This window comes from uncultured Marivita sp. (assembly GCF_947488135.1).
Classification (GTDB): Bacteria; Pseudomonadota; Alphaproteobacteria; order Rhodobacterales; family Rhodobacteraceae; genus Marivita.
In genome coordinates this window covers 1-15,074 of the sequence record NZ_CANKYW010000020.1, presented here as the reverse complement: position 1 = coordinate 15,074, position 15,074 = coordinate 1, and the positions used below count along the sequence as shown (strand labels likewise).

At 57.7% G+C, this 15,074-nt stretch carries 15 protein-coding genes; 7 read left to right on the top strand and 8 right to left on the bottom strand.

Annotation, left to right across the window (positions count from 1 at the left end):
- Nucleotides 1-85: 85 nt before the first annotated feature.
- Nucleotides 86-304, top strand: a complete 219-nt coding sequence (locus tag Q1B16_RS21915; RefSeq protein ID WP_299794424.1) for a MerR family DNA-binding protein — start codon at nucleotides 86-88, stop codon at nucleotides 302-304.
- 693 nt (nucleotides 305-997) lie between these two features.
- Nucleotides 998-2,041 carry a response regulator gene (locus tag Q1B16_RS21910; RefSeq protein WP_299794421.1) on the top strand — a complete coding sequence of 348 codons (1,044 nt, stop codon included), beginning with the start codon at nucleotides 998-1,000 and terminating at the stop codon, nucleotides 2,039-2,041.
- Between the two features lie 64 nt (nucleotides 2,042-2,105).
- Here the strand turns inward: Q1B16_RS21910 and Q1B16_RS21905 are convergent, their stop codons facing one another.
- Together Q1B16_RS21905 and Q1B16_RS21900 are read right to left on the bottom strand one after the other, a co-directional pair.
- Complete coding sequence (locus Q1B16_RS21905; protein ID WP_299794418.1) at nucleotides 2,106-3,920, bottom strand: PAS domain S-box protein; 1,815 nt, start codon at nucleotides 3,918-3,920, stop codon at nucleotides 2,106-2,108.
- A 12-nt stretch (nucleotides 3,921-3,932) separates the two neighbouring features.
- On the bottom strand, nucleotides 3,933-4,277 hold the full coding sequence (locus Q1B16_RS21900; RefSeq protein WP_299794415.1) for a response regulator: 345 nt from the start codon (nucleotides 4,275-4,277) through the stop codon (nucleotides 3,933-3,935).
- 442 nt (nucleotides 4,278-4,719) lie between these two features.
- Between Q1B16_RS21900 and Q1B16_RS21895 the strand changes: the two genes are divergently transcribed.
- Both Q1B16_RS21895 and Q1B16_RS21890 read left to right on the top strand, forming a co-directional pair.
- Nucleotides 4,720-5,928, top strand: a complete 1,209-nt coding sequence (locus Q1B16_RS21895; protein ID WP_299794412.1) for a response regulator — start codon at nucleotides 4,720-4,722, stop codon at nucleotides 5,926-5,928.
- A 452-nt stretch (nucleotides 5,929-6,380) separates the two neighbouring features.
- On the top strand, nucleotides 6,381-7,349 hold the full coding sequence (locus Q1B16_RS21890) for a PRC-barrel domain-containing protein (protein WP_299794409.1): 969 nt from the start codon (nucleotides 6,381-6,383) through the stop codon (nucleotides 7,347-7,349).
- Nucleotides 7,350-7,549: 200 nt separating this feature from the next.
- Here Q1B16_RS21890 and Q1B16_RS21885 read toward each other — a convergent pair whose 3' ends face one another.
- The 4 genes from Q1B16_RS21885 to Q1B16_RS21870 form a co-directional block, all read right to left on the bottom strand.
- On the bottom strand, nucleotides 7,550-8,656 hold the full coding sequence (locus Q1B16_RS21885; RefSeq protein WP_299794406.1) for an endonuclease/exonuclease/phosphatase family protein: 1,107 nt from the start codon (nucleotides 8,654-8,656) through the stop codon (nucleotides 7,550-7,552).
- Between the two features lie 31 nt (nucleotides 8,657-8,687).
- The gene (locus Q1B16_RS21880) at nucleotides 8,688-9,788 is read right to left on the bottom strand and encodes an AI-2E family transporter (RefSeq protein WP_299794403.1); all 1,101 of its coding nucleotides are present in this window, start codon (nucleotides 9,786-9,788) and stop codon (nucleotides 8,688-8,690) included.
- A 256-nt stretch (nucleotides 9,789-10,044) separates the two neighbouring features.
- On the bottom strand, nucleotides 10,045-10,254 hold the full coding sequence (locus Q1B16_RS21875) for a hypothetical protein (RefSeq protein WP_299794400.1): 210 nt from the start codon (nucleotides 10,252-10,254) through the stop codon (nucleotides 10,045-10,047).
- A 345-nt stretch (nucleotides 10,255-10,599) separates the two neighbouring features.
- A complete protein-coding gene (locus Q1B16_RS21870; protein WP_299794397.1) occupies nucleotides 10,600-10,794 on the bottom strand; it encodes a CsbD family protein in 195 nt (64 codons plus the stop codon).
- Nucleotides 10,795-10,953: 159 nt separating this feature from the next.
- Here Q1B16_RS21870 and Q1B16_RS21865 point away from each other — a divergent pair, with 159 nt between their 5' ends.
- The 3 genes from Q1B16_RS21865 to Q1B16_RS21855 are packed head-to-tail and all read left to right on the top strand — an operon-like array spanning nucleotide 10,954 to nucleotide 12,089.
- On the top strand, nucleotides 10,954-11,109 hold the full coding sequence (locus Q1B16_RS21865) for a DUF1328 domain-containing protein (protein ID WP_299794395.1): 156 nt from the start codon (nucleotides 10,954-10,956) through the stop codon (nucleotides 11,107-11,109).
- A 36-nt stretch (nucleotides 11,110-11,145) separates the two neighbouring features.
- Nucleotides 11,146-11,643, top strand: coding sequence for a DUF892 family protein (locus Q1B16_RS21860; protein ID WP_299794393.1), 498 nt, complete (start codon nucleotides 11,146-11,148; stop codon nucleotides 11,641-11,643).
- Between the two features lie 41 nt (nucleotides 11,644-11,684).
- A complete protein-coding gene (locus Q1B16_RS21855; RefSeq protein ID WP_299794391.1) occupies nucleotides 11,685-12,089 on the top strand; it encodes an STAS/SEC14 domain-containing protein in 405 nt (134 codons plus the stop codon).
- 216 nt (nucleotides 12,090-12,305) lie between these two features.
- Here Q1B16_RS21855 and Q1B16_RS21850 read toward each other — a convergent pair whose 3' ends face one another.
- On the bottom strand, nucleotides 12,306-12,914 hold the full coding sequence (locus tag Q1B16_RS21850; protein WP_299794389.1) for an HAD-IA family hydrolase: 609 nt from the start codon (nucleotides 12,912-12,914) through the stop codon (nucleotides 12,306-12,308).
- Nucleotides 12,892-14,199 carry a MobQ family relaxase gene (gene mobQ, locus Q1B16_RS21845; RefSeq protein ID WP_299794387.1) on the bottom strand — a complete coding sequence of 436 codons (1,308 nt, stop codon included), beginning with the start codon at nucleotides 14,197-14,199 and terminating at the stop codon, nucleotides 12,892-12,894. Before mobQ ends, Q1B16_RS21850 begins: the two co-directional genes overlap by 23 nt.
- Between the last annotated feature and the right edge of the window lie 875 nt (nucleotides 14,200-15,074).

Genomic DNA, 15,074 nt, shown 5'->3' with positions numbered 1-15,074 from the left:
TATTTGTTCGTCGTCTTGCTCATGATGCTCCATCCTACTCAAGAGTTGGAGCCTCCGGCAAACCCGGAGCGGTTCAATCTCTGAGTTGATCGAACTCCAGGGACACCCTGATCGGTCGTGCCAGGCCGCGACAGACATTGCGGTCTCACAGCTTTCCGAAGTCAGAGCCAAGATCAAAATGCTACGAGCACTAGAGAAAGAGCTGGTTCGAATTTCAAAGGGCTGTGACGGTGAAGGCGTGTCAGAAGATTGCTACGTGCTGGCATCCCTTGCCAATCATCAGCTCTGCCGTCACGAACACTAATCGGCCAAAACTCAGACGTTTTTGTCACCGGCGAAAAGGACCGTTTTCGCAACATTTGCCTGATCTGAAAAACCTGCCTCGTTTACGAGTTGGCTCTGTGTAGGTTTGATGTGATACCCAAAGTGTCCCCGGCCAAGGCCAGATTATCCACACTTCGACCAGACAGACGGCCCTTGGATTCACCGGCGGGCCTACCGTTCAAATGTTGTTCGCCTGTCGAAACGCTCTGATTTGAGCGCGCGACGCCGTGACGACTGGATCGTTCGCAATTGGATATTCTTTTGAAATGAAGATGTACGCAGTCCGGATCGAGACCAGCGAGATCGCAGACCATCCGGAAATCCCTGCTTGGATACTGCCCTACCCACCGCCGCGCGAAGCTCTGGTCGCGGACGGTCTGGTCGCTGGACGATTGCAGATCGGACAATATGGCCAGCAGAACGTGCTGCCAGAGCCTTTGCTCCGCACTCATCGGCATCCGGGACATCTCCGATTGTGGCGCGGTCTCACTGCCCCCTCCTGATGACTGAAATCCTCTGTCGTGACCGGTTGTGTCGCGAAGGTGGTGGAAATTCAACCCAAGGTATGGCATACTACTGTGTTGGGACCACAGGCAACGGCCCGAACGGTCTTATGGGGTTGAGCGGCGCGGAAATCCGCGCATGAAGCCCTGGGCACCCTAAGATGTTCGCAATGGTTTCCGTGACCAGTGCATATATTAGTTCAATCCAAGCGAAGCTCTCTAACCCAGAGGTATGCATGAAAATTCTTGCCGTCGATGACGAGCCATTCATTCTTGAGCTGCTGACCATGATGGCAGCAAGGGCAGGTTTCACGGACATCTCAACCGCTTTGTCGGGCGAGATCGCGCTGGATATGCTGAACGCGGGCGACATCGTTTTCGATTGCCTGCTACTCGACATCAGCATGCCGGGGATGGACGGGATCGAACTCTGCGGTCTCGCCCGCGCGACGCCCGGATACAACAAGACCCCGATCATCATGTTGACCGCGATGGCCGAGAAGGATTACATCGACCGCGCTTTCAGCGCAGGTGCCACGGACTATGCAAACAAACCGTTCGACATTGTTGAACTCCACGCTCGTCTGCGCATGGCGGAAGAACTGGTTACCGCTCGGCAAATGGCGACATCGGGCAATACGGATACCGACGGGTCGCAATTCGATGATGCGCACCGTCACGCCTTCGATATCTCGGATGAGATCGGGATAGAGGGCGTAAAGAACCTCATCAAATACAATGCGTTGGGGAACTACCTGACACAGCTGTCAAATGCCGGAATCGCCGGTTCGCAGGTCAGGGCAATCAAGATCGACCGAATCGAGACCATCTATGCACGGGCGTCGGACGAAGAGTTTCTCTACGCAATCAGCGAGGCAGCGGATGCAATCAGCGACGCCCTCAGTGTGCACGGCTATATGATGGCCTATGCCGGGAACGGGACGTTCGTGGTTGTTTCGAACAAGGCAACCCTGGAACCATCTTCTGGACTGGAGACTGAAATCCAGAACCTGCTGGACGAGAAAGACAGCGAATACGACAACGGCGATCCTCTGGACATCGAGATTTCCATCGGAAATCCGCTCCGACCCAGCACGAGCAAGACGCAACGCATTCGAAAAACCTTCGGCCGCGCCATTGCCCGCGCCGAAAACCGTGTCTTGAGAAAGCGAGCCGCGCCGAGGCCGCCAAACATCCGCCTGGTTGGCGGGTAGCGCCTGCCATAATCAATTTTTTCAGCACCGCTGGAGAGTTCAATAAACGTAGGACGGAAGACTATCAAACCGGTTCGTTGACGGGGACGGTAAACCAGAATGTTGTCCTCCCGTTCTCTTCACTGTCGAAACCGATTGTGCCGCCTGTCTGCTCCACAATCTTTTTGGTAATACTTAGACCGAGGCCGGTTCCGCCTCTCGCACGGGTCGCCGAGGGCGCAGCCTGGACGAAGGGTTTGAATATCTGGTCTCGAAACGAGTCCGAAATGCCATGGCCCTCATTGGCAACCGACACCCGTATGTCTTTCGGTTGCCCCTCGACCTCAATGTCGATCATGCTGCCTTCAGCCGCGAACTTTGCCGCATTCGTGAGAAGGTTTGTCATCACCTGCTGAAACCGTTTCGGATCGACAAAGCCTGTCAGGGACCGATCCGGACAGTCGATATTGAACCGGACCCCAAACTTGTCTGCGGAAGCCATGTTGGCCAGAGCCGCTTCTTCGATCAGTCCGGCAATCTCGTGTCGCGACAGCTCGAAACGCATTTGTCGGGCCGAGAACTTCTCGAAATCCAGGACATCGTTGATCAGGGCATGAAGCCGTTTTCCATTCTCCTGCCCGATGAACATCAGTCTCTGTGCCTCGTCCGAGAATGGCTCGGCATCCATAGACGACAGGAGCGCCAGCGAGCCCAGCACCGATGTCAACGGTGTCCGCAACTCATGGCTGACAGTGGATATGAACTCTCTTTTGAGTTCATCCAGCCTCCGCTGCTCGGTGATATCGACGATCTGGGATATGAACTGGTCCGGTCGACCATCTTCATCTTTCACCATGCCGACACTCAGCAACCCCCACATCGTCGCCCCATTTGCCCGGATATACCGCTTTTCCAGCTGGTAGCCTGGGATTTTGCCCGCTTTCAGCAGATCGAGCTTGTTAAGGTCATCATTCAGATCGTCGGGGTGCGTGAGTGTCTGAAAATCTGTCGTCAGCAGTTCTTCTTCGGAATACTCCAACAACTCGCATAGTGCCGGATTGGCGCGCAGAAACTTGCCGTCAAGGCCGACGACCGCCATACCGACCGCCGCGCTTTCGAAGGCCGATTTGAACCGCTCTACGCTTTTCCGAAGGGCGTTCTCGGTCGTTTTGCGTTCGGTGATGTCGGTCATCGCCCCAATCAGACGGGTTACGCGACCTTCTGCATCTCTTTTGGCAATCGAAATGTCGGCCCGCATCCAGCGCCATCGGGATCGGTCTTTCGATTGAATTCGGTATTCGCAACTGGCGCGCTCGGCGATGTCTTCCAGGCAGATCCGGACAGGTTCCAGAGCGGTCTCGAGGTCGTCGGGATGCACACGGTCGCGCCACGCCTTCTGAACATCCTCATCCTCCAGTTCCAGAAGCTCGCGCCAGACATCGGAGACGATCACGGTATCCGCGACAGGATTGTATTCGAAGACCCCGATGCGCGCACCCCTGATCGCACTGTTGGCGCGCATCAGTTCGTCCTTGGCCAGACGCGCCGCCTCCATTTCGTCGGTGATGTCGCGCAGGACCAAAGCGTGTTGAAGCCCCCGTTCCGCATCGCTCCACGCGGTCATGTGGACCGCGAGCGGGATTAACTCGCCGCTCCGGTTCCATCCGCTCATGTCCTTGATGATGGCATCCACAGCAGGCGCTTTGATATGGGCATTGAGTTCTGCCACAGAGGCGACCTGCAAGACCTCGAAGACGGGTCGCCCTATCAGATCGTCGCCGCCATATCCGAACAGATGCTGGGTCGCACGATTGCAATGGAGAATCAAGCCATCCGGTCCGATGATCATCAGCGGCATTTGCATCCGCTTGAACGCATGAATGATCGGCGCGTCGTCCATTCTACACTCCTTTCAGTATGTCCGTTGCGCGGCGATGCATGCCCCCAAACCACCGCGCCGGACACAATCGCTCGGTTGAACAGAATGCGGGAACCACCACTTTTCAGCTTTGTTGATGATCGGACAACGCGCATAATCCGAAAGCTTTCGCAAACGGGCGCAAAGCTCGATCCCGTCCATGTCTGGCATCTGCATATCGAGAAGGATACAATCATAAGGGATCGGAGAGTTTTTTATGGACTCCATCGCTTCCTTGGCGCTGACCGCCTCTACCATCTTGGCAAAGCCCAACCGGGCTAGAAGTATGCCCAGGATTTCGAGCGTAGGCTCGTCGTCATCAACAGCAAGTATCCTCATCATTCGTCGCCTTCAGCAGCACCAGAAACTCTGGCTATCCAGCCCCACGCCAGTTACGATTTATCAATCATTCCGAATTATATATGAGAGCATATGCATGTGGCGCTTCTTGGGCATTCAGGTGTTCATACGGGCAATGCTCACTGACGTGCTCAGGCTTATGGAATTTGTGGCATTTTTGCCCATAGAGCGCGATCAAATCTTTGGCTTCTTGGGCCGCACTACCTTGGTAGCAAACGCTCCGCGGTATAAAAATAACGCGCTTTCTTGAGCGCCATCATTTCGCCACTATATCGAGCCATTATTTTCCACGTTGTCACTATGAAGCCCGGAAATCCGGGACAAGAGTTCACGTCCAGAGCAAGGTTCATGAACCATCCGAAAACCTTTGGCTCTGCGCTACGTTATCTGCTTGGATGGTGGCGGAGCGGGAGGCGCTCACATGATAGTCGGATATATCTTTCTCGGTGCCATCGTGGGCATACTCGCAGCCGGTGTTGCCCTCCTCCTTGGGACATCGTTCTGGCTTGCGCTCGGTATCTATGCTGTGGTCGGTGCCGTCACTATAGTCTTGTTCGCGGCTATCCAAATGGTCGCTGGCATTCTTGTTGATCGCGCCGATACTCCAGCCCACGCAGATTATTGGAACGAAACGCGCACACCGCGCCCGGCTAGGTCTTCCGCCAGCCAGCAGGGTGCGGATGCCGAAGCGTCAATGAAAATCCTTGCCGTAGATGACGACCCGTTCATTCTGGAACTTATACCGATGATCTCCGCGAAGGCGGGATTTTCAGAGGTTACACCCGCTGCATCCGGCGAAGAGGCACTGAAACTGCTGGTGAACGGCAAAGTGATTTTCGACTGCTTCCTGCTCGATATCAGCATGGCTGGCATGGATGGTGTCGAACTTTGCCGACAAGTTCGCCAGATTCCGCGATACCGCCATACGCCAATCATCATGCTGACCGCGATGCGAGACATGACAAATATGGGCGACGCCTACCGGGCCGGTGCGACGGATTATGCCACCAAACCGTTCGATATCGAAGAGCTGGGTACACGCCTGCGGTTGGCGCAGGAGACGATCCACGCACAGCGGGAGACGGGCCCTGCCAGACACGAAAGCGCCGGATACAACCGGAATTCGGTACGCAACTACGGCTTCGAACTGCCTGACGGGCTACCGCTTGAAGGTGTGGAAGGCCTCGTCGATCATACGGTCTTGTCGAATTATTTGACGCAATTGCCGCAAAAAGAAATAGCTGGTGTGCATGTGTTCGCGGTCCGCATAGATGAAATCGAAGGGGTTCACACGCGATCTTCGCCCCGACAATTCGCTGCGCTACTGAAAGATGTCGCGGCGGCAGCGGCCGATTGCTTCGGTGCCAAACGAACCGTGATGGCCTACACCAACAGTGCGACCCTTCTGATTGCGGTCAATTCTGCGAACCCGCTGTCTGCGGTCAATATTGAAATCGACATTGAAAGACGGCTTCAGGACTGCATAGGTGTTTCGGTCGGGGGACCGGTGCAGCCGCAAGGCACAAAGACAGAGCGCACCAGAATGACGACGGACCGCGTGATCGCCCTGGCGGACAACAGAGCGTTGGACAAACAAGGCAGACCAGTTGCGGGCTTGTTCAAGCGCTAACTGGTTTTGAAGTCAAGCCTCCGCGCATTCAGGCTGCGGCCTGCGACAATGGGCTAGCGGCACTTATCCGGCCTCCCCTCACAATGGGGCTGCTGGAGGGAAAGTACGGTGCCGGTGCGGTCATTCCAACTGGCGATATTCGTGGAACGGCGAAGCCCAAAACCGACCGTTTATGGCCTTAAGGATTACCCGAGGGCTTGTCTATGACGCATGATGTCCAAGCCCTCGGCGCAAAAGCTATTCGATTTCTTGGACAAACCCGGCGATGTTTGGTTGCTGCTTATCCAACTGCGACTGGTTGACCATGACCGATCGGCCTGCAAAGCTCTTCTGACCTGCAGTCAGCCGGTTGATCGGTCGGCAAACCCTACTCTGATGCTCAGCTCCTCAGAGCCGTTCAAGAGGCGGCATAAAAAGGGTAAAACGAAGTCCTTTTAAATGCTTTTGTATGCTTGAGCGACCGTCAAATATTTCTGCCCATCACGGAACCAATTCTCTCACAAAAAGTTTATTGCAAGAGCGATTTATGGGAGTTCAAAATGAAACGTTTCCTCACAACCACCGCCGTTATCGCGGCACTGAGCGCACCTGCGTTCGCTGACAATCATCAAGGCGCATTCCTCGATTACCAGGTCACAGCTGCCTCTGATCTCTATGCTTCCGAGCTGATCGGCATGCGTGTCTATGCTGCCGAAGCCGAGATGGATGCTTCTACTCCTGTTACGGAAGAAAACCGCACTGAATGGGATGACATCGGCGAGATCAATGACATCATTGTCACGCGAGAAGGTGATGTTGCAGCGGTCATCGTCGGCGTCGGCGGTTTCCTTGGCATCGGCGAGCGCGATGTCGCAATTGACATGACTCAGCTCAGCTTCATGCAGGATGACGGCAACGCGGATGACTTCTTCCTCGTGGTCCAGTCATCGCGTGAGATGCTGGAAAACGCACCCGCCTTCGAGCGGGCTGAGGCGGATGCAATGGCGCAAGAAGACAACGCCGCGACGGACGGTGGCACCACCGAGACGGCTGACGCCGACGCTACGGAAACAACGGACAGCGACACCGAGCAAATGGCCAACGCGGATGAACGTCCGATGCTGATGGCACCGGAAGTCGAGCGCGAAGGCTACTCGGTTGCCGAGCGTGAGCAGCTCACGACGGAAACGCTGACCGGTGCGCGTGTCTATGGTGCCAATGACGAAGATGTCGGCGAAGTGTCAGAGCTTCTTCTGACCGATGACGGTCAGATCGACCGTGTCGTGATCGATGTTGGTGGCTTCCTCGGCATTGGCGAGCGTCCGGTCGCGGTGACCTTTGACGAGCTGACGATCCTGCGCAACGAGGGCGGCGACAGCTTCCGCGTCTACATCGACGCGACACAGGAAGCTCTGGAACAGCAGCCGGAATACGAAGGCTGATCGACACGTTCATCTAATACAAGATAGGCTCCCTTCTGGGGGCCTATTTTTTGCGGTGCACCCGGCTCAACGGTCTAAAGGACATTCGCCTATCAGCTGGAGCTGAAATTGTTTGGTCTGCTTTTGCGGGTTTGTGGCCATGTCGTTAGCTTGCTGGACCCGACCCTTAATCAAAAGACCAACGCGTGGTCTATGGGTGACTAGGTCTCGTCCTCCCAATTCGCGCCGATGGGGTCGCGGGTCTGCTTTTCTTCGGCCTCCACAAGCTCTTCAATTTCTGCAATGTCCTCCTCCGACGCATCGGGCGGGACTTCTTCGGCCATCGGCACACCTGTCATGGCCAAATTGAAGTAGATCGGAAAGTGATCTGAGCCGATGTGGGGCAAGCGGCGCATTTCGATCAGCCTGAATTTTGCATCGTGAAACAGGTGATCAAGTGGCCAACGGATGATGGGATTGCGAGCATCGAATGTATTGTAGAATCCTCGGCCGACACGCGGATCGAGGAGGCTAGACAGACGCTGAAACCGCCGCGTGGTGGACGACCACGCAACATCGTTCAGATCGCCCGTTACAATGGCTGGTAGGGGATCCTCCTGCACCTCAATTCCGACAAGACCAATTTCGCCGTCGCGCCCTTCGGTGCCTTGTGTCGGGATCGGTGGTTCGGGGTGAACAACGTAGAGCCGCACCCGCTCGCCAGAGCGCAGCATCACGCCGGTTCGTAGTGACGGTACGTCGGTTACAAGAAGTTCGCGAAGCTCGGTTTCAAAAAGCACAAGCTTCGACCAGACGGACATCCCGTAGCCGTTGTCTAGCGGGTGATCAAAGTGGGTCTGATATCGCACACGAAGATTGCTGACGCCAGCAAGCCAGGCGGCATCCACTTCAATGAGGATTAGAATGTCGGGATTGATTTCTTCCACAAGAGAAATAAGCCGCGAGTAGTGCCGGTTGGATTTCTTTATGTTCACCGCGAGGATCGAAACCCGGCGGTCGATTGCCTTCGATTGTTCGACGGTCGCGCGCAAGGATTGCTTTACCCAGAGCGGCGTGAAGCGCAGAATGTAGGCTGCCTGAATACCGATGATCATGAGCAGCGAAGAAAGAGCGACTGTAAGGGATCGACCATCCAGCGCTATCGGCGCGGCCAAGATGAGGATGAGCGCCAAGCAGAACACCTGGATGCGCGGGAAGTCGGCGACCCGGACAGCTCCGTGTGGCAGGCGGCTGAAGGGCAAGAGGGTCAGAAGAGCGAGAAACCCAATCAGGCCCGAGACCGCGTAGTGTGCGAGGGCTTGTATCATTTGATCCGTGCCCATCCTTGGCGGAAAATCGTCAATCGTCTTTCCCCGCGAGGAACTCGCCAAATGGCTTTAGGGGCTCGACGTGCTGACATAGGACCCGGAAACAGACCAGAAGCGGGACGGCCATGATCATCCCCATCACCGACCAGAGCCAGGCCCAAAAGGCGACCGCGATCAGGATCACAACGGTGTTGAGGCGAAGACGGCGGCCAACCAGCCACGGCGTGACGAGCTGCCCTTCAATAGATGTCAGCGCGAAGTAAACCGCTGCGACGACAAACGCATCGAACGCCGTGGGAAGGCTGACGAGCGCCACACCAAAGGAGATCACAACACCGCCGATGGCACCCAGGAACGGCACAAAATTGAGCGCGAAGGCTAGAAGTCCGAACGCAAGCGGACTGGGCATACCAAGAAGCGCCATCGCGCAGCCCACGGCCACGCCGAGACCGGCATTGATTGCTGTGATAGAGAGAAGATACCTCGAGACATCGCGCTCAATGTCGTAGGCGATCTGCAATGCGCGTTTCTTCTCGGTCATCGTCGGCATCACGCGAACGAGCCGTTCGTAGAACAAGCTGCCCGATGCAAGGATGAAAAACATCAGGATCATGATGAAGATCGTCTGCGCGACGATGAGAGGCGCGTCGAGGGCAATCGTTGTCAACGGCCCCTCCTCTGCAACCACAACCTCTATGGGCGCATCTTCGGCTTCGTCGCCTCCTGTTGCAGCTTCCTCGATCTCGCGGCCTGCGTCTGTGACCGCTTCCGCGACGCCCATGAATCCCCTGAGCTTGCGTTCGGCCTCCCGCGCGATGCTCGGCGCATCCTCGAGCCAGCCCGTGGCTGGCAGCGCAAGAGTGTAAGACGTGACCGCCAGTGCCGCGAGCAAGGACACAACGATCAACAGCGCCGAGAGAGGCTCGGGCACGCCACGACGCCGAAACCACCGGCACAGCGGGCTGAAGACAAGCGCGAGCAAGAATGCCATAATGACCGGCACGATGAAGACGCGGGCGATAGCCAGGGCTGCCAGGAGAGCCAGAAGCGCAAGACCGATAATGGCCCATCCGACGGCTGTATCGAAGTCGGTTCGGTTGACCACTTGAGCGTCTTGGTCATCCGCGGACATCGCCCCGTGTTCCGCCTCGTCGGCAGAATCCTTTGCTAAATTTTCCTGTGACACCTTTTTGTCCCCTCCCCCCAACCATTTAACGCAAGTCCAGTTTCAGGCGTATGAAAATATCATCGGGGTGGTTGCTGCTGGCGCACGCTAGTGCATTAGCTTTTTGCTAAGATGCCGTATCCGCACAATCTCCTGATGGCTGACGCGGTTTTGAGTGCGACCACTCACGTTCACTTGTTTCCAATCGGCATCGATCCATCTCTCAAGTGTCGGAACGCATCTTCACGATTTCGATTGGAGAACCTCGATAAAAGCAGCGAACAAGAATACTGCTGGTTGAAAGCCAGATCGGGATTGGATCGACCGTATCCGATCTTTTGGAGCAAATGGGTTGTTCGGTAATGGGCCCGCATTGCAGCGTTTCTGGCGCGCGCGAAATCGCTTCGATCACACGGCCCGATGTGGTGCTCATGGACCTACGCCTCCGCCGCGACGCAAGCGTTGCTTTCGGTGACGAGCTCGCAAGACAGGACATCTCTGTGGTGTATCTGGTTGATAGCCCGAACGAGCTGAATGCTCTTCAGGCAACCGGACGGCGAGGAATATTGAAACCGCTCGAATCGCGGCGTCTACAATCGGTTATTGCCGAAATCACACCACAACCCCTCCAGGTCGCCTGACAAAGGCTGCGGCTCAATGTGGTAAAGTGAGAGATGGCTCTTACGGTCCGGCGTTGGAACTGGGAAAAAATGAAAGGCGCAGGGGGATCGAGGTAGTCACCCCCCTGCGCCTCCAATCGAAGTGAAAGGCCGGAACCTTACGAGTTCATCCACTCATCAACTTCACGCTTGGCCTCTTCCTTCGATTTTCCATATTTCGCCTGAAGCTTGCCCTCAAGGGCTTCGCGGTTGCCGTCGATCTCGTCGAGCTCATCATCGGTCAGCTCGCCCCATTTGGCTTTGGCACTGCCTTTCATCTCTTTCCATTTACCCTGGATTTGATCCCAATTCATAGCGGTCTCCTTTTCTGATGACATCCACATACGGAGAAGTCGCGAGTACCTCCAATCGTTCCCCTACCTCGTGACCGTGGCGGAAAGACGCCTACGGCACTCATTCGGGAACCTTTTGAGGGTCGCGACGTTAACCAACGAATTAACGGGAGACTGAAAATGCTCAAGTGGGCTCTGATATTTCTGATCGTTGCAATTGTTGCAGCCGTTTTCGGGTTTGGTGGCATCGCAGGCACCGCATCTTGGATCGCGCAGGTTCTTTTTGTCGTGTTCCTTATCTTGGCGATCATCGCGTTCGTCCGGCGAAACGTCTGACGCGTTTCGCGCTCATCACTTGTTAGGAGCGGCAATATGGCCATCAGCAGCCTCAAAGATGTTTACATCGACCAGCTTCAAGACCTCTACAGCGCATGCAATCAAAGCCATCCGGTGACAGAGGAGCTCGTGAATGCTGCGAAAAACAAAGACCTGAAGTCAGCCCTGAAGGCGGGGGCAGAGGGCATCCGGAATGGCATGGCCATCGCGAAGGAGATTGTCTCGGCGCATGGTGAAGACGCCACCGACGAATTCTGCAAAGGCATGGAGGGCCTCGTGAAGGAGGCCCGTGCCCATGGTCTTGCAGCGGAGTTCTCGGACCAGGACGCTCAGGACGCAATGATCATTACACAATATCAGCGCATGGTGCATTACGCGCTCGCGGGTTGGGGCTGTACGGTCGCCTTCGCAAAGCGGCTCGGCCTGGATGAAGATGCCAGCAAGCTTCAGAAGTGCCTCGACGAAACTTATGACGGCGACCGTCGCTTGACCAAGATTGCTGAAGCCGATGTCAACGCATACGCGGCTTCCTAACGCGCAACTTTGTCTGCCATTAACTAATGTCAGGAGAAGAAATGAGCACGTTTCAACATGGATCAATCAAGTCCATCGCTACTGATAATCCAAGGGTCCACGCATTCGAGATAGTTGGGCACGCGGACGACGATGACGTTGAAGCGATGGCAGAGCACATGAATGAGGTCTTTGACCGTGCCGATGGCAAAGTCGACATGCTTCTTGATCTCAGCGCGATGACGGGTCGTGATCTTGATGCGATCTTCGATGGGGACGTACTGAAGGCTCAAGTCCGCTCGTGGACAAAGGTCGGCAAATATGCGGTCATTGGTGCTCCGAAGAACGCCGCGAAAATGATCGAATGGGCTGATAACGTAATTCCAGTTGAAGCGAAGGCCTTTGAGGTTGACAAAGCGAACGAAGCCTGGGCGTTTGTTAGTGCTGCCCGGATCGGTCAAGTGTAGCTTTTGGCACCTACTCATCCAGCTTTTGAACAACTACCCTGCGTAATCTTTGATTTGCTGGCTTTTGCTTCGCAAATCTGCCACGTGGCGAACGCGGGAGGGGGCGAGGCCACGTTATTCGATGGCAGTGGTGCGGCCCGCAGCGCGTGCGCGCGAGGACCCGGTGCCGTCGAATGGGGTTGCCCGAGGGGGAGGGCCGCGCCCTCCCCCTGACCTTCACCTTGGCTGAAATGCTGCAACCATCTCGTCCACATGGATTGCTTTCATGCCCGCCCGGCGCGGTCCCTCGATGTCGGCCCGCGGTGTATCCCCGATAAACAGCACGCGACCAGCTGCGACCTTCAACCCGTCCAGCACATGCGCGTAGATCGCGGGCTCCGGCTTGATCGCCCCGACCTTGCAGGACAGCACCTCAACGTCCGGGCGGTCGGGCAAGGCGCTTTGAAGGGCCATCGCGTAGTCGCTGGCAAGATTGGAACAGAGCGCCAAGCTCAGCCCCGCGCCGCGCAACCGCGCCCAGACGTCCGCCATGCCGGGACGCAGGGCGATGGAGCCGGTTTCGATCAGCATCCGCTCCATCACCTCAAGAAGCACCATCGGATCAATCTCGGCCCCAAGCGCCTCGGGCCAGTCCGTGAACGGCCGGTCTTCGCGCATGAGCCGGTGTTTCAGCTCGCGCCGCTTGTCCGGTGTCAAAGCCTTAAACAGCGGGCGGAACGCTTGTCGCTTGTCGGTGATTTCGACCAGCGTTCCGAAGGCGTCGAAACACACCGCCTCGATCCCATCGAAGATGGACGGCAGATCAGTGACTGAGGCCGGGGTCACGGTCGATGTCCCTGTCGATCTCGCGGTCGTTCTCCTTCTCGACTTCCTGATCTCTCTCCGGGTCGCGCGTGTCCTCGATCTCCAGCTTTTCGCGCGGCTTGTTGAGCACGTCCTTCAGCCGCTCGTTCACGGACGGCTTGCGGTCCTCGCGCCCGGTGTCCTCGCCAAGCTCGGGATCGCCATGCCCGTCCAGCTTGTGCACCGCCGCCTGGCCGTCCCTGCCCGCTTCCTTCTCCATGATCTCTTTCAGGCGCTCTCGCGCATAGTTGCGGCCTTCCGGCTGTGGCGCGTCATCCTGGTCCTCCGACCGGCCCACGACCCGCGCCAGCCGTTCTCGCATATCCTCCGGCCCGGCCCGCGCGCCACGTTCCTTTGCGGCCGCCGCCCGGAGTGCCGCCAGCCCGGCCGACACACGCCCCTGCCCCGCGTCCCGCTCGGCCCCATAGGTCTCCCGCGCGATGTCCAGGCGCTCCCGCAGCTCCCGGAAAGCGGCGCGCGCCTGGCGGGCGGCATGGACGACAGCGCCACGTTCGGTGACGGGTTTGTGTTCCCGTCCCTGGCGCTCGGCCATCGCCTTGGCCCGGCGCTCCATGGAATTGGCCGCTGGCCCCAGCTTCAGCTCCCGGTCGCGGTCCAGCTCCTCGGCAGAGAGCTGATCACCCCGCTCCAGCGCCGCCTCGCGCTGCGCTTCGAGCGACCGGTGATCGACGCGCTCCATCTCCCCCGCCCGCTCCAGGGCGCGGTTCTGCAGCTCTGCCCAGAGACCGCGCATCTGCTCGATCTCGACACCGCCGGTTTTCGCGGAATCGAGTACTCGGGTCTTGGTCGTGAAGCCATCCGCTTCCAGCTTGCGGGTGGAGGTCAGCACATGGGCGTGGTGATTGCGCTGATCGCCTTCCCGGTGCGGCGCATGGATCGCCACATCGACAGCCACGCCATAGCGGCTGACCAGCTCCTGGGCGAAGTCGCGGGTGATCTGCGACCGGTCCTCGGCACTGATCTCGGACGGCAGGGCCAGCTCCCACTCGCGGGCAGTGACGGAGTTGCGGCGGGTCTCGCTAGCCTCGACCTCGTTCCAGAGGCGGGACCGATCCGTAGCCCAGTCCGGGGCGTCCTTCGGGGTCAGGATGAAGGTCTCTTCGATGCCCTGCTTGCGGGTGTAGTCGTGGACGCGGCCTTCGCGCTGGCACTCGATGCGCTCCCCGACACGGTAGGCGGCAGCCGCCGTGGCAGAGCGCCCGGCGCTGCGTTTGATCGTCTTCACGGAGAGGTGGTAGCTGGCCATGCGCCCTCCCCACTTCGATGAAGCAAACGATCCCGACGCACGCCGCTGCTGACCCTGGCCCATGCCCCAACATGGGCCACAGGGTCAGCCGTCTTTTCCCCGCTGGATCGCGCCCTGCCTCGGCGCGGAACGAGTGGAAAAGACAGCCCGCCCGAAATGAGCCTCTGGCTCTCTGAGGCGCGGGCTTGCCAGTGATCTGCCCCCAGATCCCCAGCCTCATGGGGGGCGGGATATGGGGACAGTTCACTGGCGGTTTGCCGGGGGCAAACCCGGTTCGTGTCGGCACCGCCAGGTCCGACGACACGAACCTCCTGCAAGGGAGACGCCAGCGGCAGACCGGCCCCCACCGTGGGGCATCGGACGAGACGCTGGCGCGACATTGTGGGAAGCGATCCAACTGCCAAAGTTGGCCTTGGTGAGTTTGAGAGGCCGGGAGGGCCTTTCATTCCGGCGCGCCTCGCGTCGGACGGAGTTCGCCATCGGCTGAGGCCCTGCCTCAAGGAGATCGCACGCAAATCTCGGAACCGCAGGTGGAGAGTTTGCATAAGTGCGCCCTTAGGGGCGCCGAGAATCTAGGGAGGCATCAAAAGAGAGATTCCTAAGTCAAGAACGGCCCAGACCGGCCATTGGCCTCATAGTCGGGCGCTGCGGCGCAGCTTCACTGAACCGGCCATTCGTACATCGTGCAGCATTTTCAGGTGGCGAGCGACGGGAGTGCGGGACTCTGCTGCAGTTTGTATCTGCCGAACGAATGGCCGCTTTCGTTTTGAGTCCAAAGTCATTAACAGCTGGACTCCCTGACCTGCTCCCCTGAAAAGTCCGGCATTTCGGGTTAGGCTGTTCTCCAACTGAGGAGACAGACGATGAAGAGAAGC